The following is a 24,138-nucleotide window of genomic DNA, read 5'->3' on the forward strand; positions in this document are numbered from 1 at the left end:
GGCCTCAGTTTATGCGAAAGACATCTTCACAGGCCTGCTTGAGCGAACTGTTACTGGCAATATTGCATACGCGTTGCCAACCGGTGATGCCGTTGGCATTGTCCCAGCCGGGTGTCAGGGTTACGCTCAGACCCGTGAGGCTCTCTTGCCCGTCGAGGGTGACGATGCCTTTGGCGACGCTCATGGTGGCGACGTAGCGCGTAGTGGCGGGGGACGGTATGCCCTGGCTACCTGCATCGCAGGTGGTGAGGCCGCCGTGTTCGAGGGCGCATAATTCAATGGCTGTACGGTAGGGTACGAACGTTTGTAGCATGTCGGTCAGGGCGGCTTTACGCAGATAATTCTGGTAAGCCGGAATACCGATGGCGCTCAAAATAGCGATGATCCCGATAACCACCATCAGTTCGATCAGAGTAAATCCGCGTTGTCTGTCCATAAGTGCTCCTTGTGTTGTCAGGAGTACGGTGACGGGCTTTGGCGACGGCGGCGAATAGCAAATAAGAGGGTAGGAAACGAGATTCCAGGCTTTCTGGTGTTGTTACACAAATGGCAGGTGAGAAATGCTAGCGGCTTAGCAAATGATAGCCCCGGCGCCGGACCGGCACCGGGGGCGTCAATCAACGAAAACGCATGGAGAGATCGAGCGCGCGCACGTGCTTGGTGAGGGCGCCGACAGAGATGTAATCCACGCCGGTTTCGGCAAATTCGCGGATAGTATCGAAGGTTACGTTGCCGGAGACTTCCAGCGCTGCCTGGCCCTGGGTCCGCTGCACGGCTTCACGCATCAGGTCGGTGGTGAAGTTGTCGAGCATAATGATATCTGCACCCGCTTTCAGCGCTTCGTCCAGTTCATCCAGCGATTCCACTTCCACTTCGACCGGCACGTCCGGATGCAGCCAGAAGGCTTTTTCCACCGCCTGGCGTACCGAACCGGAAGCGATGATGTGGTTTTCTTTGATCAGGAAGGCGTCGGATAAGCCCAGGCGATGGTTGGCGCCGCCACCGCACAATACGGCGTATTTTAGTGCGGTACGCAGGCCTGGCAGCGTTTTACGCGTATCGAGCAACTGGGTTTTCGTGCCCGCTAGCAGATCGACATAGCGGTGCACTTCGCTGGCGACGCCGGACAGTGTCTGCACGAAGTTCAGTGCAGTACGTTCCCCGGTCAGCAGGACACGAGACGGGCCGTCCAGTTCAAACAGCGGCTGATCGGCTTTAATCATATCGCCATCCGCGACGTGCCAGGTGATGCTGACATCGTCGCCGGCCAGTTGAATGAAGACTTCTTCCACCCAGCGTTTACCGCAAAATACGCCATCTTCGCGCGTAATAATGACCGCATGCGAGCGTGCGTCTTCCGGCAATAATTGGGCGCTAATATCGTTGTTGGCATTCACTTCGCCACCGAGGTCTTCCCGCAAAGATTGGGCGACGGCATCCGGGATATCGAGGTTAATGCGTTCCAGCAGCGCGTCACGGCGGCGGTCGGGATTGTAGCGACGAGGCGACATGATAAAGCTCCAGATAGATAAGATTCAGCAATGGGAAACATGCTAACCTGAACCGTGTTTTTACACCATATACACTTGGCGGTTCCTGCCGCCTGGCCCGTTGGTTTTTCCCTGCGTTGGCGTTGAATATGCAGGGATGTTGTGCGGCAGGCCGAACAATTTTGTGTATGATAATCAGCATCCTTTGGCCAGTGGAGGCCCGGGAGCACCAGTGAGTGAAAGGAGAGGTCACATGCAGTTGAATGGGGGATGGCTGATGGAGGCGCGTCGGGTTCCTTCGCCGCACCATGATTGCCGTCCGGATGATGAAGCCCCTTCGTTATTGGTGGTGCATAATATTAGCCTGCCGCCTGGGGAGTTTGGTGGCCCGTGGATTGACGCGCTGTTCAGTGGCACTCTCGATCCCAACGCCCATCCTTTCTTTGCTGAGATCGCGCACCTGCGTGTTTCCGCACATTGTCTGATTCGCCGTGATGGCGAGATCGTGCAGTATGTTCCTTTCGATAAGCGGGCGTGGCATGCGGGCGTCTCCCTGTATCAGGGGCGAGAGCGTTGCAATGACTTTTCTATTGGTATTGAGCTGGAAGGGACAGACACGCTGGCCTATACCGATGCACAGTACCAGCAACTGGTAGCCGTGACGCGGCAGCTGATCGCGCTGTATCCGGCCATCGCCGACAATATCACCGGCCACAGCGATATTGCACCGGTACGGAAAACGGATCCCGGCCCGGCTTTTGACTGGGCAAAATTCCGCGGTCTGCTGACCGCTTCGTCAGAAAAGGAGATGCCATGACGTTGTTTACTACGCTGTTGGTTCTCATCGCTGAACGTCTGTTTAAGCTGGGTGAACACTGGCAGCTCGATCATCGACTGGAAGTGCTGTTTCGTCGGGTGAAGCATTTTTCGTTCGCCGCTACTCTGTTAATGACGGTGGTCGCGATGGCGGCGGTGTTTATTATTCAGCGCCTGCTGCACGGAGTGCTGTTTAACGTGCCGTTGCTGATTTTCTGGATTCTGCTGGGGCTGCTGTGCATTGGCGCCGGTCGGGTACGGCTGCATTATCATGCGTATCTTAAAGCGGCATCCCGCAACGATAGTCACGCCTGTGATGCGATGGCCAGCGAGCTGACGCTGATTCACGGTGTGCCGCCCGGCTGCGATAACCGCGAATTTCTCAGCGAGCTGCAAAACGCGCTACTGTGGATCAATTACCGGTACTACCTGGCACCGCTGTTCTGGTTTGTGGTGGGCGGCAGCTGGGGGCCTGTCACGCTGATTGGATACTGCGTGCTGCGTGCCTGGCAAACATGGCTGGCGCGCTATCAAACGCCTCGCCATCGTCAACAGTCGGGGATTGATGCGATTTTACACGTGGTGGACTGGCTGCCGGTGCGTCTGGTCGGTGTGGTGTATGCGCTGGTGGGGCACGGAGAAAGAGCGTTGCCGGCCTGGTTTGCTTCGTTGGGCGATCGCCATTCATCGCAGTATCAGGTGTTGACTCGTCTGGCGCAGTTTTCTCTGGCGCGCGAGCCGCATGTCGATAAGGTCGAGACGCCAAAAGCCGCGGTCTCAATGGCCAAGAAAACCTCGCTGGTGGTGGTGGTCATCATGGCGCTGCTGACGATTTACGGCACCTTGATTTAACCCCCTGCCCGTATCCGGACAGGGGCGGTGTTTTACTCTGTGTCCGCAGCCGGGATGCCGAAGTCAGGCATCCCGTTTTCTTGCCAGTGCACCAGCTTTAGCCGGGTATGGCGATTGGGGTCGTACAGCGGGTCGCCTTCAATTTCGGTGTAGTTCCGGGCGTGATAGACCAGTACATCTTCCCCTTCCGGGGTTTGCGTAAAGCCATTGTGACCGGGACCGTACTGACGGTTCTCATAGCTGGTACGGAACACCGGCTCCGGTGATTTATGCCAGTTTTCCGGGCGCAGCGGGTCGGCCTGCTGGTCTATCCACAGCAGCCCCATGCAGTAGTTCTCATCGGTGGCGCTGGCAGAATAGCTGATAAACAGCCGGTCGCCGTGCACCAGTACCGCTGGACCTTCATTGACCTTAAAACCGCGGCATTCCCAGTCAAATTCCGGTTTGCTCAGCATTACCGGTTCGCCTTTCAGCGTCCAGGGATTCTCCAGCTCTGCCAGATACAGGTTGGAGTTGCCGGCAATATGCGGGGCCTTCTGCGCCCACAGATACCACTGCTTACCCTGATGCTGGAAAGTGGTAGCGTCGAGAGCAAAGGTATCGAACGGCGTGTGCACCTGACCTTTTTCTACCCACTGGCCGCTCAGCGGATCGCTGTCGGCACATTCAAGGACAAACATCCGGTGCTGGAACATCCCCAGTTCATCCAGGTCGTGGGTGTGGGTGGCGGCATAATAGATGTACCACTTGCCGTTCATTTCATGCAGCTCCGGCGCCCAGATCAGCTGGCTCATCGGGCCGCTTTCCGGTTTGCGCCAGACTACCACCGGCTTCGCCTGGCGCAGACCTTCCAGGGTGGCGGCGCGGCGGATCTCCAGCCGGTCATATTCCGGCACTGAGGCGATAAAATAGTAGTGGTCCTGATGGCGCAGAATATACGGGTCTGCGCGCTGTTCAATAAACGGGTTGGGCCAGTTGTTCATCAAGCTTTCCTTACGTGTTCACTGGTTTTGTGATCCTGCCAGGTATTGAGTTCGCTGTAGTTTGTACGGCGCTTTTCCAGGTCCGACTGGATTTGACGCATAAATTCGCGATTGACCTTCAGCATGCGCACCACGCCGGCGGTGATCAGATAGCCGATGCCGGGGATCACGCTGAACAGCAGCACAATGCCGTTAACCGCTGAGGCGCTCTGTTCTTTGGCGCCCGCATCGTAGCCGTACCAGGAGAGCAGGAAGCCGACCATGGCTCCCGCGACCGCCAGCCCGACTTTAAGGAAGAAGAGGTTGCCAGAGAAGCTGATACCGGTGATGCGTTTGCCGGTTTTCCACTCGCCGTAATCATCCACGTCGGCCATCAGCGACCAGTGCAGCGGCGATGGGATCTGATGCAGGATATTGAGCAGGAAATAGAGCACCATAATCATCATGGTGGCATGCGGGTCGAAGAAGTAGAAGGCGCAGGAGAAGATCGCCAGTACGATATTGGTCCAGAAGAATACCTGCAGTTTGCACCAGCGGTCGGTCAGCACTTTTGCCAGCATGCTGCCGATCATCATCCCGACCACGCCGAGGCTGATAAACAGAGTCGCGAAGTGGGTACTTTGCTGCATGACCCAGGTCACGTAGTACATGGTGGCCGCCATGCGGATGAAACCCGGGCAGACGTTGCACAGCGTCAGCAGCAGAATGCGGACCCACTGATCATTTTTCCACACGTCCTTAAGGTCTTTTTTCAGTTCATCATTGGTCTGAACCGCTGGCTGCACGCGTTCGCGCACGGTGGCGAAGCAGAACAAGAACATGCACATTCCGATGAGCGCCAGTACGGTCATCGCCATCTGGTAGCCTTTGGCTTTATCAGCGCCGCCGAACCAGTCCGCCATTGGCAGCAGCGTCAGCGACAGCAGCAGGGTGGCAATGCCGACCATCACGAAGCGGTACGACTGGCAGGCTACGCGTTCCTGTGGGTCATTAGTAATCACGCTACCCAATGAACAGTAGGGAATGTTGATCGCTGTATAGGTCAGGGAGAGCAGGAAGTAGGTGACGAAGGCATAGATAACTTTGCTGTGATAGGTCCATTCCGGCGTCGTGAACATCAGCACGCTGAACAACGCATAGGGGAAGGCTATCCACAGCAGCCAGGGACGGAAGCGGCCATATTTACTGCGGGTGCGGTCGGCCATGGCGCCCATAATCGGGTCCGTTACCGCATCGATCACGCGTACTGAGAGTAGCAACACACCGACCAGGGCCGGCGTCAGTCCAAAGATATCCGTGTAAAAATAGTTAACAAACAACATGATGGCGCCGAAAATGATGTTACATCCGGCATCACCCATCCCGTAGCCAATCTTTTCTCTGACTGAAAGTTTATTGCCTGCCATCTGGCGATCTCCCCATTACGATATGGAGAGAATTATTTGCTGAGTAACGAATAAATGCGTTGCAGTATTAGGTCAACGATATGGATAAATATGCTATGGAGAGGAAAGTGTGAACCAGCTAACAATGCGCTGTGCCCGCCAGTTCAGGGCGGACACAGCCTTGGGAGATGTATTATTGTGCTTTTACTGCGCTGGCACTTTTCTGTTTAAACAGGTATCCGACGCCAAGAATCGCAATCCAGACCGGGATCAGGTAAACGGAAATCGCCATTCCTGGGGTCATCAGCATGATCACCAGCACCGCCAGCATGAACAGCAGGCAGACCCAGTTACCGACCGGGTAGAACAGGGCCGGGAAGCGTGAAACGACGCCCTGCTGCTGTTTGGCACGACGGAACTTCATGTGTGCCAGGCTGATCATTGCCCAGTTGATGACCAGGGCGGAGACAACCAGCGCCATCAGCAGACCAAACGCCGACTCCGGTGCGAAGTAGTTAATCAGTACGCACAGTGCAGTCACTACCGCCGACACCAGGATGGTGTTGACCGGCACGCCGCGTTTATCGACGCTCATCAGTGCTTTTGGCGCGTTACCCTGCTGAGCCAGGCCAAACAGCATGCGGCTGTTGCAGTAAACGCAGCTGTTGTATACCGAAAGCGCGGCGGTCAGAACAACCACGTTCAGCGCGTTGGCGACAAAGGTATCGCCCAGCTCGTGGAAGATCAGGACGAACGGGCTGGTATCCGCGGTGACACGCGTCCATGGCAGCAGCGACAACAGGACGGCCAGTGAACCCACATAGAAAATCAGGATGCGGTAAATAACCTGGTTTGTGGCTTTTGGAATGCTCTGCTCAGGGTTATCTGCTTCAGCGGCGGTGATGCCGACCAGTTCCAGACCGCCAAACGAGAACATGATTATCGCCATCATCATCACCAGCCCGGTGAAACCATGCGGCAGGAAACCGCCTTGATCCCACAGGTTGCTCACGGTTGCCTGCGGGCCGCCGTTGCCGCTGAACAGCAGCCAGCCACCGAAGAGGATCATGGCGACAACCGCGACAACTTTAATAATGGCGAACCAGAACTCCATTTCCCCGAACACTTTCACGTTGGTCAGGTTAATCGCATTGATGGCAACAAAGAACACCGCCGCGGAGACCCAGGTTGGGATCTCAGGCCACCAGAACTGGATGTATTTCCCAACGGCAGTCAGTTCCGCCATGGCCACCAGAACGTACAGCACCCAGTAGTTCCAGCCGGAGGCAAAGCCGGCAAACCCACCCCAGTACTTATACGCAAAATGGCTGAATGAACCTGCTACCGGCTCTTCGACAACCATTTCGCCTAACTGACGCATGATCAGGAAGGCGATAAAACCAGCGATTGCATAGCCCAGAATGATCCCGGGGCCTGCAGATTGAATCACCGATGCACTGCCCAGAAACAGGCCGGTACCGATAGCACCGCCCAGGGCAATAAGCTGAATATGGCGGTTTTTCAGGCCGCGCTTAAGCCGATCGCCATGCTGTTGACCTTCCATCATGAAACCTCGTGTGTGGTTATTATGTTTATACGCGTCGTCCTTCAGGTTACTGCTGCGTTGTCTGTCCCTGCCAAATAGCATAGCTATCTATATTCAAGGGAGTTTTAGTCAGTGCAGTCCCGATGGATTTGGCTGTCATATTGTTGTGGTGTGTAATTATGAAATTCCGTTTTCGTATTGATTTCTTTACGCAAGGCGCAGCATGAAATCGCCTAAAGGCCTTTCGTATCCTGGAGAATAGTGGTAAGTGCGGGTGAATGCACCTGCTTTATGAAGGGATGATGACGAAGCGAACAAAAAGAAACCATTTGTAAATGGCGCCGTGGCAGGGGTGTTGAGCAGGTTGTGATGTAAAATTCATTTTATGTGAATAAAAAGTCGGTTTTTTCAGGGTTGAATCGGTTCAAATAGCCTAATTTTTCGTTTCATAAACGTTAATGCTACCTCTAATGGGGTAAACACATCATTTGTGTGAAGTTACAATTCTGAAATGTTATTTCTGTAAGGTTGTTAAAATGTGCGTGGTTTACTGATTTCAATCAAAACCTGTATGGACAGAAGGTGAATACTTTGTTACTTTACCGCTACGAACTGCGAATTGGTAAGACCAATTGACTACGGGCTAATGGCAGAGACAGGGAATATGGCCTACAGCAAAATCCGCCAACCAAAACTATCTGATGTGATAGAGCAGCAGCTTGAGTTTTTAATCCTTGAAGGGACGCTGCGTCCCGGTGAAAAACTCCCGCCTGAACGCGAACTGGCAAAACAGTTTGACGTTTCCCGTCCCTCGCTGCGTGAGGCGATTCAACGCCTCGAAGCCAAGGGCTTGTTGCTTCGTCGCCAGGGCGGTGGAACTTTTGTTCAAAGCAGCCTGTGGCAGAGCTTCAGCGATCCGCTGGTAGAGCTACTGTCCGATCACCCTGAATCCCAATTTGATCTGCTTGAAACCCGTCACGCGCTGGAAGGCATCGCGGCTTATTATGCGGCACTGCGCAGCAATGAGGCTGACCGTGAGCGTATTCGCGAACTGCACCAGGCAATTGAGCGGGCTCAGCAATCTGGCGACCTTGACGCCGAATCAGACGCCGTCGTCCAGTATCAAATTGCTGTCACCGAAGCCGCACACAATGTCGTGCTCCTCCATTTGCTACGTTGCATGGAGCCGATGCTGGCGCAAAACGTTCGTCAGAACTTTGAATTGTTGTACGCCCGTCGGGAAATGCTCCCGCAGGTCAGCAATCATCGCACTCGGATTTTCGAGGCGATAATCGCCGGGGAGCCGGAGCAGGCGCGTGAAGCGTCGCATCGTCACCTGGCGTTCATTGAAGAAATTTTGCTGGATCGTAGCCGTGAGGAGAGTCGTCGAGAACGCTCACTGCGTCGTTTACAGCAACGGAAAGATGAGAACTCCGGTTCTTAAGCGCCATTTTTAGAGCGCGGCAACTAAACGCAGAACCTGTCTTATTGCGTTCTTCGCTTCAGTTGCCCAAAGTAATTCGGCTTGTATCGCGGCGGCAAGCGTCGAATTCCCAGGAGCTTACTAGAGTAAGTGACTGGGATGAGGACGTGAAGCCAACAATGAGACAAGTCGAAGTATGACGGGCAAGAGCGCAATGGGACAGGTTCCAGATTAATCAACGATTAGATAGATAAGGAATAACCCCCATGTCAGAACGTTTACCAAATGACGTGGATCCGATCGAAACTCGCGACTGGCTACAGGCGATCGAATCGGTCATCCGTGAAGAAGGTGTTGAGCGCGCTCAGTATCTGATTGACCAACTCCTTTCTGAAGCCCGCAAAGGCGGGGTGAAGGTTGCTGCTGGCACATCTACAGGCAGTTACGTCAACACTATTGCCGTTGAAGATGAACCGGAATACCCGGGGAATCTGGATCTGGAACGTCGAATTCGTTCTGCGATTCGTTGGAACGCCATTATGACCGTTCTGCGCGCATCGAAAAAAGATCTCGAACTGGGCGGCCACATGGCATCCTTCCAGTCCTCCGCGACTTTCTACGAAGTGTGCTTCAACCACTTCTTCCGTGCGCGTAACGAGCAGGACGGCGGCGACCTGGTGTACTTCCAGGGCCACATCTCTCCGGGCGTATACGCACGTGCCTTCCTTGAAGGTCGTCTGACTGAAGAGCAGATGAACAACTTCCGTCAGGAAGTTCACGGCAACGGTCTGTCCTCTTATCCGCACCCGAAACTGATGCCGGAATTCTGGCAGTTCCCGACCGTATCTATGGGTCTGGGCCCGATCGGTGCTATCTATCAGGCTAAATTCCTGAAGTATCTGGAACACCGTGGTCTGAAAGACACCTCTAAACAAACCGTTTACGCCTTCCTGGGCGACGGTGAGATGGATGAGCCGGAATCTAAAGGCGCCATCACCATCGCGACCCGTGAAAAACTGGACAACCTGGTCTTCGTCATCAACTGCAACCTGCAGCGTCTGGACGGACCGGTCACCGGTAACGGCAAAATCATTAACGAACTGGACGGTATCTTCAGCGGTGCTGGCTGGAATGTCATCAAGGTTATCTGGGGCGGCCGTTGGGACGAACTGCTGCGCAAAGATACCAGCGGTAAGCTGATTCAGCTGATGAACGAAACCGTTGATGGCGACTACCAGACCTTCAAATCCAAAGACGGCGCCTACGTGCGTGAGCACTTCTTCGGTAAATATCCGGAAACTGCCGCACTGGTTGCTGACTGGACTGACGAGCAGATTTGGGCCCTGAACCGCGGTGGTCACGATCCGAAGAAAGTCTTCGCTGCACTGAAAAAAGCGCAGGATACCAAAGGCAAAGCGACCGTTATCCTGGCTCATACCATTAAAGGCTATGGCATGGGCGATACCGCTGAAGGTAAAAACATCGCTCACCAGGTCAAGAAAATGAACATGGACGGCGTACGCTACGTCCGCGATCGTTTCAATGTACCGGTTGCTGATGCTGACATCGAAAAACTGCCGTACGTGACCTTCCCGGAAGGTTCTGAAGAGCACACCTACCTGCACGCTCAGCGTCAGAAACTGCACGGCTATCTGCCGAGCCGTCAGCCGAACTTCACTGAGAAGCTCGAGATGCCGACTCTGGAAGATTTCGCACCGCTGCTGGAAGAGCAGAACAAAGAGATCTCTACCACGATCGCTTTCGTTCGTGCCCTGAACGTGATGCTGAAAAATAAATCCATCAAAGACCGCCTGGTGCCGATCATCGCCGATGAAGCGCGTACTTTCGGTATGGAAGGTTTGTTCCGTCAGATTGGTATCTACAGCCCGAACGGCCAGCAGTACACCCCGCAGGACCGTGAGCAGGTTGCTTACTACAAAGAAGACGAAAAAGGTCAGATCCTGCAGGAAGGTATCAACGAACTGGGCGCAGGCGCATCCTGGCTGGCGGCGGCAACGTCTTACAGCACCAACAACCTGCCGATGATCCCGTTCTACATCTACTACTCCATGTTCGGTTTCCAGCGTATCGGTGACCTGTGCTGGCAGGCTGGCGACCAACAGGCTCGCGGCTTCCTGGTCGGTGGTACTTCCGGTCGTACAACGCTGAACGGCGAAGGTCTGCAGCACGAAGATGGTCACAGCCATATTCAGTCTCTGACTATCCCGAACTGTATCTCTTACGATCCGTCTTACGCGTACGAAGTCGCTGTGATCATGCACGACGGTCTGGAGCGTATGTACGGTGAGAAACAAGAGAACGTTTACTACTACATCACCACGCTGAACGAAAACTACCACATGCCGGCAATGCCAGCAGGTGCCGAGGAAGGTATCCGTAAAGGTATCTACAAACTCGAAACCGTCGACGGTAGCAAAGGTAAAGTTCAGCTGCTGGGCTCCGGTTCTATCCTGCGTCACGTTCGTGAAGCAGCACAGATCCTGGCGAAAGACTACGGTGTAGGTTCTGACGTTTACTCCGTCACCTCCTTCACTGAACTGGCGCGTGATGGTCAGGATTGCGAACGTTGGAACATGCTGCACCCGCTGGAAACCCCGCGTGTACCGTACATCGCTCAGGTGATGAACGACGCTCCGGCTGTGGCATCTACTGACTATATGAAACTGTTCGCCGAGCAGGTCCGTACTTACGTACCGGCTGATGATTACCGTGTACTGGGTACTGATGGCTTCGGTCGCTCTGACAGCCGTGAGAACCTGCGTCACCACTTCGAAGTTGATGCTTCCTATGTGGTTGTAGCGGCGCTGGGCGAACTGGCTAAACGTGGTGAAATCGATAAGAAAGTGGTTGCAGATGCCATCACTAAATTCAACATCGATGCAGAAAAAGTTAACCCGCGTCTGGCGTAAGAGGTAAAAGAATAATGGCTATCGAAATCAACGTACCGGATATCGGGGCAGATGAAGTTGAAATCACCGAAATCCTGGTCAAAGTTGGCGACAAAGTTGAAGCTGAACAGTCGCTGATCACCGTAGAAGGCGACAAAGCCTCTATGGAAGTCCCGTCTCCGCAGGCTGGCGTCGTGAAAGAGATCAAAGTCTCTGTCGGCGACAAAACCGAGACCGGTAAACTGATTATGATTTTCGATTCCGCCGAGGGTGCAGCAGCTGCTGCACCTGCGCAGGAAGAGAAGAAAGAAGCTGCACCGGCAGCAGCACCAGCAACGGCTGCGGCGAAAGACGTTCATGTACCGGATATCGGCGGCGACGAAGTTGAAGTCACCGAGATCATGGTTAAAGTCGGCGACACCGTTGCGGCAGAACAGTCCCTGATTACCGTAGAAGGCGACAAAGCCTCTATGGAAGTCCCGGCTCCGTTCGCGGGTGTGGTTAAAGAGATCAAAATCAACACCGGCGACAAAGTGTCCACCGGTTCTCTGATCATGGTCTTCGAAGTGGCGGGTGCTGCACCTGCTGCTGCGCCAGCACAGGCAGCTGCTCCGGCGGCGGCGGCACCAGCCGCCAGCGGCGCGAAAGACGTCAACGTACCGGACATCGGTGGCGACGAAGTTGAAGTCACTGAAGTGATGGTGAAAGTGGGCGACAAAGTTGCCGCTGAGCAGTCACTGATCACTGTAGAAGGCGACAAAGCCTCTATGGAAGTTCCGGCACCGTTCGCGGGTACCGTGAAAGAAATTAAAATCAGCACCGGCGATAAAGTCTCTACCGGTTCTCTGATCATGGTCTTCGAAGTGGAAGGCGCTGCGCCTGCTGCAGCTCCGGCTGCTGCTGCACCAGCTCCTGCGGCTGCCGCACCGGCACCGGCTGCAAAAGCAGCGGCTCCGGCAGCGAAAGCGGAAGGCAAATCTGAGTTTGCGGAAAACGACGCTTACGTCCATGCAACTCCGCTGATTCGCCGCCTGGCGCGCGAATTCGGTGTGAACCTGGCGAAAGTGAAAGGTTCCGGTCGTAAAGGCCGTATCCTGCGCGAAGACGTTCAGGCTTACGTGAAAGACGCGGTGAAACGCGCAGAAGCCGCTCCGGCTGCAGCCGCTGCTGGCGGTGGTATCCCGGGTATGCTGCCGTGGCCGAAAGTTGACTTCAGCAAGTTTGGTGAAGTTGAAGAAGTGGAACTGGGTCGTATCCAGAAAATCTCTGGTGCTAACCTGAGCCGTAACTGGGTGATGATCCCGCACGTTACCCACTTCGACAAAACCGACATTACCGATCTGGAAGCGTTCCGTAAGCAGCAGAATGCTGAAGCTGAGAAACGTAAACTGGATGTGAAATTCACGCCGGTAGTGTTCATCATGAAAGCCGTAGCCGCTGCGCTTGAGCAGATGCCGCGCTTCAACAGCTCTCTGTCCGAAGATGCACAGCGTCTGACGCTGAAGAAATACATCAACATTGGTGTTGCGGTTGATACGCCGAATGGTCTGGTTGTTCCGGTCTTCAAAGACGTGAACAAGAAGAGCATTACCGAGCTGTCTCGTGAGCTGACGGTGATTTCTAAGAAAGCGCGTGACGGTAAGCTGACCGCTGGCGAAATGCAGGGCGGTTGCTTCACCATCTCCAGCATCGGTGGCCTGGGTACAACCCACTTTGCGCCGATTGTTAACGCGCCGGAAGTGGCTATCCTCGGTGTTTCCAAGTCCGCGATGGAGCCGGTGTGGAACGGTAAAGAGTTTGTGCCGCGTCTGATGATGCCTATCTCTCTGTCCTTCGACCACCGCGTGATCGATGGGGCTGACGGTGCGCGCTTTATCACTATCATCAACAATACGTTGAGCGATATTCGCCGCCTGGTGATGTAAGTGAAAAGCCGGCCTGACGGCCGGCTTTTTTCTGGTAATCTGGTCATCATTTCGGGGTTACCAGCAACAAAGGACAAAATCGTTTGCCGTTTGTTGTTTCAAAATTGTTAACAATTTTGTAAAATGCAGGCGGATAGAACGTCCCGGTGGACATGGGCGTAAAAACAATAGCGTCAGACCCGCCGGATACAAACTACAGAGGTCATGATGAGCACTGAAATTAAAACTCAGGTCGTGGTACTTGGGGCAGGTCCTGCAGGTTATTCTGCTGCCTTCCGTTGCGCTGATTTAGGTCTGGAGACCGTCATCGTAGAACGCTACAGCACCCTCGGCGGTGTTTGCCTGAACGTCGGCTGTATCCCTTCTAAAGCACTGCTGCACGTTGCGAAAGTTATCGAAGAAGCGAAAGCGCTGGCCGAACACGGCATTGTTTTCGGTGAGCCGAAAACTGACATCGACAAGATCCGCACCTGGAAAGAAAAAGTGATCACTCAGCTGACCGGTGGTCTGGCTGGCATGGCTAAAGGCCGTAAAGTGAAAGTGGTCAACGGTCTGGGTAAATTCACCGGGGCTAACACCCTGGAAGTGGAAGGCGAGAACGGTAAAACCGTGATCAACTTCGACAACGCCATCATCGCAGCGGGTTCCCGCCCGATCGAACTGCCGTTCATTCCGCATGAAGATCCGCGCGTGTGGGATTCCACCGATGCGCTGGAGCTGAAAACCGTACCAAAACGCCTGCTGGTCATGGGTGGCGGTATCATCGGTCTGGAAATGGGTACCGTGTACCATGCGCTGGGTTCAGAGATCGACGTGGTTGAAATGTTCGACCAGGTGATCCCGGCCGCCGACAAAGACGTAGTCAAAGTCTTCACCAAACGCATCAGCAAGAAATTCAACCTGATGCTGGAAACTAAAGTGACCGCCGTTGAAGCGAAAGAAGACGGCATCTATGTTTCCATGGAAGGCAAAAAAGCGCCGGCAGAAGCACAGCGTTATGACGCAGTGCTGGTGGCTATCGGTCGCGTACCGAACGGTAAAAACCTCGATGCAGGCAAAGCGGGCGTTGAAGTTGACGAGCGCGGCTTTATCCGTGTAGACAAGCAGCTGCGTACTAACGTGCCACACATCTTCGCTATCGGCGATATCGTGGGTCAGCCGATGCTGGCGCACAAAGGTGTTCACGAAGGTCACGTTGCCGCTGAAGTTATCTCCGGCCTGAAGCACTACTTCGACCCGAAAGTCATCCCGTCAATTGCCTACACCGAGCCAGAAGTTGCCTGGGTTGGCCTGACCGAGAAAGAAGCGAAAGAAAAAGGCATCAGCTACGAAACTGCCACCTTCCCGTGGGCAGCCTCTGGCCGTGCTATCGCTTCTGATTGCGCAGACGGTATGACCAAACTGATCTTCGACAAAGAGTCCCACCGTGTTATCGGCGGCGCGATTGTCGGTACCAACGGCGGCGAGCTGCTGGGTGAAATCGGTCTGGCTATCGAAATGGGCTGTGACGCTGAAGACATCGCACTGACTATCCACGCGCACCCGACTCTGCACGAGTCCGTTGGCCTGGCGGCGGAAGTCTTCGAAGGTAGCATCACCGACCTGCCGAACGCGAAAGCGAAGAAGAAATAAGTTTTCTTTTCGCAACAGGATATAAGCGGCTCTCAGAGCCGCTTTTTTTATGCCTGATGTTTAGAACTGTGTCTGCGTAAACAAATGGGCACATCTTATAAATACTTCCGAAATAATTACTGACTAAACTTATAGGTAGTTAATTATTAGTGAGGTGTGCCATGAAACTCTTTTTAACAACTGCGCTGTTAGCCGCTACGATGGTCTCCGGCCTGGCCTGTGCCGCCGATCCTTCTATTCCCTGGGCCGATAACAGCGGTGGTACGGAAAATACGCATATTGCCAACATGGGGCAAAATCTGAATTCACAGCATCAGCTGATCAGCAAATCGTCGGAAGGCGTGTGGGCCGCAAACTCCGGCAGCATTCATCAGGACGAAGCAGCGTTAAGCAGCACCAGGCCGGCATTCAACGGCTATCCGCAGCTGATGCCGCACCAGGGCTAAACCGCGCTCAGACTCTCAGGATGCCCGGTGGCAGATGACTGCGCCGGGCATTTTTTATTGCGTGATAGCCTGCCATTTTGCATCCGGGGCAAAACGGGTGATTGCCTGGGCTAAGGTTGCCGTTTCTTCCCCAAGATTAGCCTGATAAACGCGATCGTTCTGATCAACCATAAAGCTCATCACGCCGGTTTCACCCCATTCAACGGGCCAGGCTAGTAGGGCAACGGCCTGCTTGTCACCGCCGTCAATGATACGGAAACGATAGCCGTGATAGCCTTCACCAGGCTCGGCGGGGCTGAAGGCTGGTCCAAGTGGGCTAGGCTCTTCGCCGGGCTGAGTTGGCCAGTACAGGCCGTCTTTTGCCCCTGTGCCACTGAACAGCTTTTTGGCGTAGGTCTGGAAATGCTGGTAATACTCATTCTGTGCATCAACATAGGCATGCATTGCCTGGATCGCCGACAGCTCATTACGGCCGATTTCACGCGTGTGGATCTCATCCTCAGCCTGCGCCATATCGAAGTGCCAACCTTCGGCTGTTTTCAGGATTGGTAGCGGCAGTTGCCACTCTTCACGACCGACGTTCAGGTGCGCCGTGTCACCCTGCTCGACAATTTTATGTCCGACTTTCCAGTCACGCAGAAAACGGGCGACGGCTTCCGGATCGGCCTCCCGCTGGGGCAGGTACTGACGCCAGTTATCTCCGAGCAGGTCGTTGAGCGCCGCCTCGTTTTGCGTCGAAATGGCATCCGCCAGCGCGATGGCTGCTTTCTCCGGAGTGGCAAAATGTTGTTGGGCAAAAACGGGGAAGGCGAAAAGTGCCAACCAGCCAGAAATCAGGACTTTTTTCATGACCGCTCCTTAGCGATGACGCAGTTCGCGATGTTGGCCCGCGTGCTGTTGCACTGCCGCACGCTGATTATTGTTGAGGTGCGCCGAATTCCGGCTCTGCGTACCTCGCTGGCGCTGGGCCTCCCACGACGGCGACCGACTGTCGTTGCCGCTGAACGCATTCGAACGGACATTCTGCACTTTCTGCTGGCGCTGCTGTGGCGTGGCATTGGTCCGGTGCTGCTGAACCTGTGATTTCGCCGTTTCGCGATGCTGTTGCTGCTGAGCCGTTGGGTTCTGGACATGCGACTTCACATTTTCACGTCGCTGTTGCTGTGCTGCCGGCTTTTGCAGCTTCTGTTTCGCCGCGCTGCGGTTTTCCGGGGTGTCATAGCCACGGTAGTTGCTGCGTTGAGTAATTTTATTGAGCTGCTGCGAGGCCGCCTGACGCTGAGAATCCCGGTTGCCCGCTGCTGCCACGCCGCCTGCGGTCAGGCCTTTCGCCGCGCCGTTATGGGTGCTGTGCTGGAACTGATCAAGTGCCGCCTGACGCTGGTTGGTCAGATTCGCCGGGTTGCGCTGCGTGGCACTGAGACCTCCGGGAACGTTGGTCTGGTGGAAACGCTGCGCCACATTATTGTTCGGGTATGGCACGTTATTGCGAAACGCCGGGTTGTGCTGCCAGTTGGTGTTTTTGCCGTCAAATCGCTGGTTGTTGAAATGGTTGAAGTTATTGACGTCGATATTGATATTGTTGTTCCCGCCGCCGTGGTAGCCGCCGTGATTCCAGTCATCGTCGTGATGGTGATAGTCGTCATCCCAGTCGATGCTGCTAAACAGTGCATAGGTTGTTGCGATACCCAGGCTGAAGCCGAGGCCGTTGACGAAGCTGTTGGTGAACTGCTCGCCCGGCGTTGGCGGTAAGTATACCGGCGGGTAAGCCGTGTTCGGCCAGGTGCCATAAACCGTATTGGGGTTGTAGGTTGGCACATACACCACGTTCGGATCGGTAGATTCAATCTTGATGATTTGCGTTGTGGGCGCCGGTTCAACCACGGTGGTGGTGCTGGTTTTTGCGGTTGCCGTTGCCGGTGGCGGCGTTATCTGGGTGGTCGTCACTTTCTGCTGCGGCGACGATTTCAGCGTCCCGGTTTGCTGGGCGATAGCGCGCAGTTTCTGCACTGAATTCATCACATCTTGTGGTTGAGCAAGAAACGCGTTACCCAGGTCCTGAACCCACTGCGGATTTTCCCCCATCAGCGACAGCAGCGCCGGGAAGGCGACCAGGGATTTCACGCTTGGGTCCCACGGCTGGTTCGCTACGGCTTGCACGGCGGCATCGCCCTGCATCGTGGGGTTATCCTGTGACCATTGGACGGCCTGCAACACGTTGCTTGGGTAGGTAGACGCCATTAACACCTGCGACAGCAGGTTATCCGGATACAGGGCGACGGGTGCAACCCACTGATCGATCTGTGCCGACGTGTAAGTGGCGGTAGCTGGCTGAGCTGCCGGAGCCGGGGCCTGCACGGCAGCAGGCGCGGCAGGTTGGGCGACTGGTGCAGGTACGGGCGGTGTTTCTGCGGCGCGGCTTTTGACATACAGGGTGCCGGAGGCGGCTAGTAACCCTGCACTGCAAATCAGTGCAATCATGTGGGGTTTCAAAGGTCTTATCATGTTAGCTCCCGGCGCAATAGTTTGGCCTGTTTCCACTGAGTATCGCCGAAAATAGCGCTCGTGACGGAGTATAAGCAGGTCTATTTTTGGTTTTTGATGTTTGTTGGGTTTTTGGCCAGCAATCTTGCACAGAATTAAATTTATATACCGGGAAATGTGGGGAAAGCCTGTAAAATCCTGCCCTTAACGATTCAGCTAAATTTTAATGTTGCTTTTTTGTAAACAGATTAACACCTCGCCAAAATCCTGCTATGCTGCCGACGCGGTATCGGGCATTTACCCTACAAACTGCTGTCTCACAGGAGCGTGAAGAGAATCGCCTACCGCATTTTACAATGAGAGCGAGGAGAACCGTCGTGCTAGAAGAATACCGTAAGCACGTAGCTGAGCGTGCAGCCGTTGGGATTGTTGCCAAACCCTTAGATGCTACCCAAATGGCCGCGCTGGTAGAACTGCTGAAGAGCCCGCCTGCGGGTGAAGAAGAATTCCTGTTAGACCTGTTAATCAACCGTGTACCACCGGGCGTCGACGAAGCCGCCTATGTTAAAGCCGGATTCCTTGCCGCTATCGCTAAAGGCGAAGCGACCTCCCCACTGGTCACTCCTGAAAAAGCCGTTGAACTGCTGGGCACCATGCAGGGCGGTTACAACATTCACCCGCTGATCGATGCACTGGACGATGCCGCACTGGCACCGATTGCTGCAAAAGCGCTCTCTCATACGTTGCTGATGTTTGATAACTTCTACGATGTTGAAGAGAAAGCAAAAGCTGGTAACGAGCATGCGAAGCAGGTAATGCAATCCTGGGCCGACGCCGAGTGGTTCCTGAGCCGTCCGCCGCTGGCTGAAAAAATTACCGTGACCGTTTTCAAGGTGACCGGTGAAACCAACACCGATGATCTCTCGCCGGCGCCAGATGCCTGGTCCCGTCCGGATATCCCGCTGCACGCCCTGGCGATGTTGAAAAACGCCCGCGAAGGTATCGAGCCGGATCAGCCGGGTTCAGTTGGCCCGATTAAGCAAATTGAAGCGCTTCAGCAGAAAGGCTTCCCGCTGGCCTACGTCGGTGACGTGGTCGGTACCGGCTCTTCGCGTAAATCTGCCACCAACTCGGTGCTGTGGTTTATGGGCGACGATATCCCGAACGTGCCGAACAAGCGCGGCGGCGGCCTGTGCCTGGGCGGCAAAATCGCCCCGATCTTCTTCAATACCATGGAAGATGCTGGCGCACTGCCGATTGAAGTCGACGTGAATGACCTGAACATGGGCGACGTGATTGACGTTTACCCGTTCAAAGGCGAAGTCCGTAACCACGAAACCAACGACCTGCTGGCAAGCTTCGAGCTGAAAACCGACGTACTGGTTGATGAAGTGCGCGCCGGTGGCCGTATTCCGCTGATTATCGGCCGTGGTCTGACGACCCGTGCTCGCGAAGCGCTGGGTCTGCCACACAGCGATGTTTTCCGTCAGGCGAAAGACGTTGCTGAAAGCAGCCGCGGTTACTCGCTGGCACAGAAAATGGTTGGCCGCGCCTGTGGCGTTGCCGGTATTCGTCCGGGCGCTTACTGCGAACCGAAGATGACATCTGTTGGTTCTCAGGATACCACCGGTCCGATGACCCGTGATGAACTGAAAGACCTGGCGTGTCTGGGCTTCTCTGCCGATCTGGTGATGCAGTCCTTCTGCCACACCGCCGCTTATCCGAAGCCGGTTGACGTGACCACGCACCACACGCTGCCAGACTTCATCATGAACCGCGGCGGTGTTTCCCTGCGTCCGGGCGATGGCGTTATCCACTCCTGGCTGAACCGCATGCTGCTGCCGGATACCGTTGGTACCGGTGGTGACTCCCATACTCGTTTCCCTATTGGGATCTCCTTCCCGGCAGGCTCTGGTCTGGTGGCGTTTGCCGCTGCAACCGGCGTGATGCCGCTGGATATGCCGGAATCGGTGCTGGTCCGCTTTAAAGGCAAGATGCAGCCGGGGATCACCCTGCGCGATCTGGTTCATGCGATCCCGCTGTATGCGATTAAGCAGGGCCTGCTGACCGTTGAGAAGAAAGGTAAGAAAAACATCTTCTCTGGCCGCATTCTGGAAATCGAAGGTCTGCCGGATCTGAAAGTTGAGCAGGCGTTTGAGCTGACCGATGCTTCCGCAGAGCGTTCTGCAGCTGGCTGTACCATTAAGCTGAACCAGGCACCGATCGTTGAGTACCTGAACTCCAACATCGTGCTGCTGAAGTGGATGATTGCCGGTGGTTATGGCGATCGTCGTACGCTGGAACGTCGTATCCAGGGCATGGAAAAATGGCTGGCGGATCCGCAACTGCTGGAAGCGGATGCCGATGCTGAGTACGCTGCGGTGATCGAGATCGATCTGGCTGATATCAAAGAGCCGATCCTCTGTGCACCGAACGATCCTGACGATGCTCGTCTGCTGTCCGACGTGCAGGGTGAAAAAATCGATGAAGTGTTTATCGGTTCCTGCATGACCAACATCGGTCACTTCCGCGCGGCAGGTAAACTGCTGGATAGCCATAAAGGCCAGCTGCCGACCCGTCTGTGGGTGGCTCCGCCAACCCGTATGGATGCGGCACAGCTGACTGAAGAAGGTTACTACAGCGTGTTTGGTAAGAGCGGTGCACGTATCGAAATCCCTGGCTGTTCCCTGTGTATGGGTAACCAGGCGCGTGTTGCCGATGGTGCGACGGTGGTCTCCACCTCAACCCGTAACTTCCCGAACCGTTTAGGTACCGGTGCTAACGTCTATCTGGCTTCTGCTGAGCTGGCGGCGGTCGCTTCTCTGCTCGGCAAACTGCCGACGCCGGAAGAGTATCAGACCTTCGTCGCCCAGGTGGATAAGACCGCGGCGGATACCTACCGCTATCTGAACTTCAACCAGCTGGAAGAGTACACCGAGAAAGCTGACGGCGTGATTTTCCAGACCGCGGTATAAGCAAATCTTGCTGCTCAAAGCCACTCTTCGGGGTGGCTTTTTTGTTGCTGCGTGATCTGTCACGTTAAGCGCATCAAATGTCTATTACTGCCGTCAGGCGATTCCTTAACCTCTCCTGTATCACGCCGTGTCAGAACATCTCAATGTATCGACAGGTCCTGAATTCCCAGACAGGAAGGAGAGAGATATGGTTTCGTTACAACATCAGACTGTGGCTATTATCGGCGGCAGCTCGGGGATAGGTTTTCGGGTTGCGCAGCTTGCGGCTGAGGCCGGGGCTAATCTGATTGTGATCGGACGTCACGCAGGGCGCCTTGCCGAGGCAAAAATGAGGCTCACGTCGGCGGGTGCGACGGTTGAGACCCATGCTGTGGATGCGCACGATCATCAGGCTCTGGAAGGGGTATTTGCCGGGCTGCCAAACATTGATCACCTCATTTCTATGGTTGGTGATGTGATGGGCGGCGGTTTTCTGTCTGCATCGCTATCCACGATTCGCCAAGTAATGGAGTCGAAATTCTTCACCAATGTGAAAATTGGCCAGCTGGCGGCAAAGAAACTGAATACCGGTGGCAGCCTGATCTTCACTTCCGGCACCGGTGGGCGTGCCCAGGATGCCTGTGCTAGCTACGTTGGCAATCTTGGCATTAATGCGCTGGTCGAGGGGCTGGCGGTAGAACTGGCTCCGCGCGTGCGGGTTAACGCCGTCTCGCCGACCTGGACTATTACGCCGTTCTGGCGTGATATGCCGGCCGAACAGCTGGAAGAGACCCGGTTGCGTTTTGCGGAGTCGATCCCATTGGGACGTACCGCGACCATTGATGAGCTGGCCGGCGCCTACCTGTTCTTACTGCAAAATACCTTTATTACCGGCCAGCATCTGGCGATCGATGGTGGAATTATGCTCGGTAGTTGATGCTAAGACGACCGGTGAGCGGGCCGCAACGCTTTTATTTGCTGTAGCCCAGTCTGCTCCACTTTTTTTCTGCCCTGGTACTGCGATAATTACCCTATGGGTACAATGTAGCGGTGACGCATTGCCCTTGCAGAGGAAGAGACTATGGATTACGAATTTCTGCGCGATATTACCGGAGTGGTAAAGGTGCGAATGTCGATGGGCCACGAGGTCGTTGGGCACTGGTTTAATGAAGAAGTGAAAGAAAACCTGGCCCTGCTGGATGAAGTGGAACAGGCAGCACGTACCGTAAAAGGCAGCGAGCGTTCCTGGCAGCGTGCCGGTCATGAATACACGTTATGGCTGGATGGTGAAGAGGTGATGATCCGCGCCAATCAGTTGGATATTACGGGTGATGAGATCGAAGAGGGGATGAGCTATTACGACGAAGAAAGTCTCTCTCTGTGCGGCGTCGAGGATTTTCTTCAGGTTGTGACGGCGTATCGCGAGTTTATGAAACAGCGTTAATGGCTGCCTCCCGGTTGGGAGGTAGTGCTCCTGGCGGTAGCAGGAAAAAAAGAGGTGACGGCCTTCAGGCAGCGCTTTGATGAGCGGAGCTTCCGTGCTCCGTCGGGAGGTTATACCGCTGGGATATTTCTGGCGTAGTAGATTTCGCGCATCTCTTTCCATAACAGGCTGGTAATGGTTTTGCGCTCTTCCTCGGTCAGGTCTTCTGGCCGGGTGTGGAACATATAGTGTTTCAGATCGAACTCTTTCAGCAGCATCTTGGTATGGAAAATGTTTTCCTGATAGACGTTAACATCCACCATGTCATACAGCGCTTTCATATCGTCGGACATGAAATTCTGAATTGAATTGATTTCATGATCGATGAAGTGCTTCATTCCATTGATATCTCTGGTAAAACCGCGAACGCGATAATCAATAGTAACGATGTCAGATTCCAGTTGATGAATCAGATAATTCAGCGCGTTAAGCGGTGAAATCACCCCGCAGGTCGATACTTCAATATCAGCGCGGAAGGTACATAGTCCGCCTTCCGGGTGGCTTTCCGGGTAGGTATGCACGCAAATATGACTCTTATCGAGATGGGCGACCACGGCGTTTGGTAGCGGGCCAGGATGCTCCGTCTGATCGATAAGCTGCGGGTCAATGGGCTCTTCACTGACCAGAATAGTGACGCTTGCGCCCTGAGGTTCATAATCCTGACGCGCGATGTTCAGAATGTTGGCACCGATAATCGAGCAGGTCTCTGACAAGATTTCGGTCAGGCGGTTGGCGTTATAAAGTTCATCGATATAGGCAATGTAACCATCGCGCTCCTCTGCCGTTTTGGCATAGCAGATATCGTAGATGCAAAAACTCAGGCTCTTGGTGAGGTTGTTAAAGCCATGCAGCTTCAATTTTTTCAATTCGTTCACCCCCTTACTTAGGTTCGCTGGTAGACAGCGTATCCAGCAAATATTGCGGTAGGGCGAAAGCCGCCTTATGAATCGCCGGATTGTAGTAACGGCACTTCAGATTCGTTTTGTGAAAACGCGCCTGGATAATCTCATTGGACAGGTGGCGTAGGGCGTCATTATCCGTCGCCCAGGCGAAAGTCATGATGCCGCCATAGTAGGTTGGGATGGCGGCTTGATAGAAGCTGACATCGCTGAAGTAGTGGCTGAGCTTGCGGTGACTATCGAGGGCTTCATCCTGTTGCAGGAAGCAGACGCCGTTCTGGGCAACAAAAATTCCGCCAGGGTTAAGGCAGCGCTTACAACCTTCGTAAAAGGCGGAGGTGAACAGGCTTTCTCCGGGACCAATAGGGTCGGTACAGTCGGAGATGATCACGTCAAACGTTTGCGTCGTCTGGTTAACAAAATTGACGCCATCGTCAATCACCAACGTAAACCGCGGATCGTCGTACGCCCCTGCGCTGTGATTAGGCAGATACTGGCGGCAGAACGAGACTACACCAGCGTCGATTTCCACCATGGTGATGGTTTCGATGGTGTTGTGGCGAGAAACTTCACGCAGCATGGCACCATCACCCCCGCCGATGATCAGCACATGTTTTGCCTGCCCGTGGGCCATCAGGGGCACATGGGTCATCATTTCGTGATAGATAAACTCATCGCGTTCGGTGGTTTGAACCACGCCGTCCAGCGCCATCACGCGGCCAAAGGCGGCGTTCTCAAAAATGATCAAATCCTGGTGATCGGTTTTTTCGTGATAAAGCACTTTATCGACTGCAAAGTACTGACCAAAATGGTCGTGCAGCGTTTCATGCCACAGATTGCTATCGGCCACTGGCTGATCCTCCGTTGTTAACACCCGTTACGCCTGTACAAACAAGCGCAACATCATAGCC

At 54.5% G+C, this 24,138-nt stretch carries 19 protein-coding genes; 10 read left to right on the forward strand and 9 right to left on the reverse strand.

Annotation, left to right across the window (positions count from 1 at the left end):
- Positions 1 to 4 precede the first annotated feature (4 nt).
- Both ppdD and nadC read right to left on the reverse strand, forming a co-directional pair.
- Positions 5 to 436: a prepilin peptidase-dependent pilin gene (gene ppdD, locus ACMYSO_RS17940; protein ID WP_174509148.1), complete on the reverse strand. Its 432-nt coding sequence runs from the start codon at positions 434 to 436 to the stop codon at positions 5 to 7.
- 181 nt (positions 437 to 617) lie between these two features.
- Complete coding sequence (gene nadC, locus ACMYSO_RS17945) at positions 618 to 1,511, reverse strand: carboxylating nicotinate-nucleotide diphosphorylase (protein ID WP_154144523.1); 894 nt, start codon at positions 1,509 to 1,511, stop codon at positions 618 to 620.
- A gap of 232 nt (positions 1,512 to 1,743) precedes the next feature.
- On the opposite strand from nadC, the gene ampD reads away from it, so the two are divergent.
- Positions 1,744 to 2,307, forward strand: coding sequence for a 1,6-anhydro-N-acetylmuramyl-L-alanine amidase AmpD (ampD, locus tag ACMYSO_RS17950; RefSeq protein WP_123757481.1), 564 nt, complete (start codon positions 1,744 to 1,746; stop codon positions 2,305 to 2,307).
- Positions 2,304 to 3,158: a beta-lactamase regulator AmpE gene (gene ampE, locus ACMYSO_RS17955; protein WP_434666455.1), complete on the forward strand. Its 855-nt coding sequence runs from the start codon at positions 2,304 to 2,306 to the stop codon at positions 3,156 to 3,158. Before ampD ends, ampE begins: the two co-directional genes overlap by 4 nt.
- Before the next feature lie 32 nt (positions 3,159 to 3,190).
- On the opposite strand, the gene ACMYSO_RS17960 is transcribed toward ampE, so the two are convergent.
- The 3 genes from ACMYSO_RS17960 to aroP form a co-directional block, all read right to left on the reverse strand.
- Complete coding sequence (locus ACMYSO_RS17960; protein ID WP_434666457.1) at positions 3,191 to 4,141, reverse strand: glycoside hydrolase family 43 protein; 951 nt, start codon at positions 4,139 to 4,141, stop codon at positions 3,191 to 3,193.
- A complete protein-coding gene (locus ACMYSO_RS17965; protein ID WP_434666460.1) occupies positions 4,141 to 5,547 on the reverse strand; it encodes a glycoside-pentoside-hexuronide (GPH):cation symporter in 1,407 nt (468 codons plus the stop codon). Before ACMYSO_RS17965 ends, ACMYSO_RS17960 begins: the two co-directional genes overlap by 1 nt.
- Before the next feature lie 172 nt (positions 5,548 to 5,719).
- Positions 5,720 to 7,093: an aromatic amino acid transporter AroP gene (gene aroP / locus ACMYSO_RS17970; RefSeq protein ID WP_434666462.1), complete on the reverse strand. Its 1,374-nt coding sequence runs from the start codon at positions 7,091 to 7,093 to the stop codon at positions 5,720 to 5,722.
- A 643-nt stretch (positions 7,094 to 7,736) separates the two neighbouring features.
- Between aroP and pdhR the strand changes: the two genes are divergently transcribed.
- The 5 genes from pdhR to ACMYSO_RS17995 all read left to right on the forward strand — a co-directional run bounded on the left by pdhR (position 7,737) and on the right by ACMYSO_RS17995 (position 15,407).
- Complete coding sequence (gene pdhR / locus ACMYSO_RS17975; protein ID WP_123757476.1) at positions 7,737 to 8,516, forward strand: pyruvate dehydrogenase complex transcriptional repressor PdhR; 780 nt, start codon at positions 7,737 to 7,739, stop codon at positions 8,514 to 8,516.
- Positions 8,517 to 8,761: 245 nt separating this feature from the next.
- Positions 8,762 to 11,425, forward strand: a complete 2,664-nt coding sequence (gene aceE, locus ACMYSO_RS17980; RefSeq protein ID WP_434666465.1) for a pyruvate dehydrogenase (acetyl-transferring), homodimeric type — start codon at positions 8,762 to 8,764, stop codon at positions 11,423 to 11,425.
- A 14-nt stretch (positions 11,426 to 11,439) separates the two neighbouring features.
- Positions 11,440 to 13,329, forward strand: coding sequence for a pyruvate dehydrogenase complex dihydrolipoyllysine-residue acetyltransferase (gene aceF / locus ACMYSO_RS17985; RefSeq protein ID WP_434666468.1), 1,890 nt, complete (start codon positions 11,440 to 11,442; stop codon positions 13,327 to 13,329).
- Positions 13,330 to 13,536: 207 nt separating this feature from the next.
- Positions 13,537 to 14,961, forward strand: coding sequence for a dihydrolipoyl dehydrogenase (gene lpdA, locus ACMYSO_RS17990; protein ID WP_434587050.1), 1,425 nt, complete (start codon positions 13,537 to 13,539; stop codon positions 14,959 to 14,961).
- 161 nt (positions 14,962 to 15,122) lie between these two features.
- Positions 15,123 to 15,407 carry a hypothetical protein gene (locus tag ACMYSO_RS17995; protein WP_434666471.1) on the forward strand — a complete coding sequence of 95 codons (285 nt, stop codon included), beginning with the start codon at positions 15,123 to 15,125 and terminating at the stop codon, positions 15,405 to 15,407.
- 54 nt (positions 15,408 to 15,461) lie between these two features.
- Here ACMYSO_RS17995 and ACMYSO_RS18000 read toward each other — a convergent pair whose 3' ends face one another.
- Both ACMYSO_RS18000 and ACMYSO_RS18005 read right to left on the reverse strand, forming a co-directional pair.
- Entirely contained in the window at positions 15,462 to 16,256 is a 795-nt protein-coding gene (locus ACMYSO_RS18000; protein ID WP_434666474.1) for a DUF2950 family protein, read from the reverse strand.
- A 9-nt stretch (positions 16,257 to 16,265) separates the two neighbouring features.
- Complete coding sequence (locus tag ACMYSO_RS18005; RefSeq protein ID WP_434666476.1) at positions 16,266 to 17,912, reverse strand: DUF3300 domain-containing protein; 1,647 nt, start codon at positions 17,910 to 17,912, stop codon at positions 16,266 to 16,268.
- A gap of 356 nt (positions 17,913 to 18,268) precedes the next feature.
- Here ACMYSO_RS18005 and acnB point away from each other — a divergent pair, with 356 nt between their 5' ends.
- The 3 genes from acnB to yacL all read left to right on the forward strand — a co-directional run bounded on the left by acnB (position 18,269) and on the right by yacL (position 22,289).
- The gene (gene acnB, locus ACMYSO_RS18010) at positions 18,269 to 20,866 is read left to right on the forward strand and encodes a bifunctional aconitate hydratase 2/2-methylisocitrate dehydratase (protein ID WP_434666479.1); all 2,598 of its coding nucleotides are present in this window, start codon (positions 18,269 to 18,271) and stop codon (positions 20,864 to 20,866) included.
- A 187-nt stretch (positions 20,867 to 21,053) separates the two neighbouring features.
- Complete coding sequence (locus ACMYSO_RS18015; protein WP_434666482.1) at positions 21,054 to 21,782, forward strand: SDR family oxidoreductase; 729 nt, start codon at positions 21,054 to 21,056, stop codon at positions 21,780 to 21,782.
- Positions 21,783 to 21,926: 144 nt separating this feature from the next.
- Positions 21,927 to 22,289: a protein YacL gene (gene yacL, locus ACMYSO_RS18020; RefSeq protein ID WP_434666483.1), complete on the forward strand. Its 363-nt coding sequence runs from the start codon at positions 21,927 to 21,929 to the stop codon at positions 22,287 to 22,289.
- 110 nt (positions 22,290 to 22,399) lie between these two features.
- On the opposite strand, the gene speD is transcribed toward yacL, so the two are convergent.
- Positions 22,400 to 23,194, reverse strand: coding sequence for an adenosylmethionine decarboxylase (gene speD / locus ACMYSO_RS18025; protein ID WP_434666486.1), 795 nt, complete (start codon positions 23,192 to 23,194; stop codon positions 22,400 to 22,402).
- A 13-nt stretch (positions 23,195 to 23,207) separates the two neighbouring features.
- Complete coding sequence (speE, locus tag ACMYSO_RS18030) at positions 23,208 to 24,077, reverse strand: polyamine aminopropyltransferase (protein ID WP_434666489.1); 870 nt, start codon at positions 24,075 to 24,077, stop codon at positions 23,208 to 23,210.
- Positions 24,078 to 24,138: the final 61 nt, after the last annotated feature.

The organism is Klebsiella sp. B345, assembly GCF_051131735.1.
Lineage (GTDB): Bacteria > Pseudomonadota > Gammaproteobacteria > Enterobacterales > Enterobacteriaceae > Klebsiella.

Excerpts from the sequence above, each read along its gene's own strand:
- ppdD (WP_174509148.1), bottom strand. The coding sequence starts at position 436 with ATGGACAGACAACGCGGATTTACTCTGATCGAACTGATGGTGGTTATC.
- nadC (WP_154144523.1), bottom strand. The coding sequence starts at position 1,511 with ATGTCGCCTCGTCGCTACAATCCCGACCGCCGCCGTGACGCGCTGCTG.
- ampD (WP_123757481.1), top strand. The coding sequence starts at position 1,744 with ATGCAGTTGAATGGGGGATGGCTGATGGAGGCGCGTCGGGTTCCTTCG.
- ampE (WP_434666455.1), top strand. The coding sequence starts at position 2,304 with ATGACGTTGTTTACTACGCTGTTGGTTCTCATCGCTGAACGTCTGTTT.
- ACMYSO_RS17960 (WP_434666457.1), bottom strand. The coding sequence starts at position 4,141 with ATGAACAACTGGCCCAACCCGTTTATTGAACAGCGCGCAGACCCGTAT.
- ACMYSO_RS17965 (WP_434666460.1), bottom strand. The coding sequence starts at position 5,547 with ATGGCAGGCAATAAACTTTCAGTCAGAGAAAAGATTGGCTACGGGATG.
- aroP (WP_434666462.1), bottom strand. The coding sequence starts at position 7,093 with ATGATGGAAGGTCAACAGCATGGCGATCGGCTTAAGCGCGGCCTGAAA.
- pdhR (WP_123757476.1), top strand. The coding sequence starts at position 7,737 with ATGGCCTACAGCAAAATCCGCCAACCAAAACTATCTGATGTGATAGAG.
- aceE (WP_434666465.1), top strand. The coding sequence starts at position 8,762 with ATGTCAGAACGTTTACCAAATGACGTGGATCCGATCGAAACTCGCGAC.
- aceF (WP_434666468.1), top strand. The coding sequence starts at position 11,440 with ATGGCTATCGAAATCAACGTACCGGATATCGGGGCAGATGAAGTTGAA.
- lpdA (WP_434587050.1), top strand. The coding sequence starts at position 13,537 with ATGAGCACTGAAATTAAAACTCAGGTCGTGGTACTTGGGGCAGGTCCT.
- ACMYSO_RS17995 (WP_434666471.1), top strand. The coding sequence starts at position 15,123 with ATGAAACTCTTTTTAACAACTGCGCTGTTAGCCGCTACGATGGTCTCC.
- ACMYSO_RS18000 (WP_434666474.1), bottom strand. The coding sequence starts at position 16,256 with ATGAAAAAAGTCCTGATTTCTGGCTGGTTGGCACTTTTCGCCTTCCCC.
- ACMYSO_RS18005 (WP_434666476.1), bottom strand. The coding sequence starts at position 17,912 with ATGATAAGACCTTTGAAACCCCACATGATTGCACTGATTTGCAGTGCA.
- ACMYSO_RS18015 (WP_434666482.1), top strand. The coding sequence starts at position 21,054 with ATGGTTTCGTTACAACATCAGACTGTGGCTATTATCGGCGGCAGCTCG.
- yacL (WP_434666483.1), top strand. The coding sequence starts at position 21,927 with ATGGATTACGAATTTCTGCGCGATATTACCGGAGTGGTAAAGGTGCGA.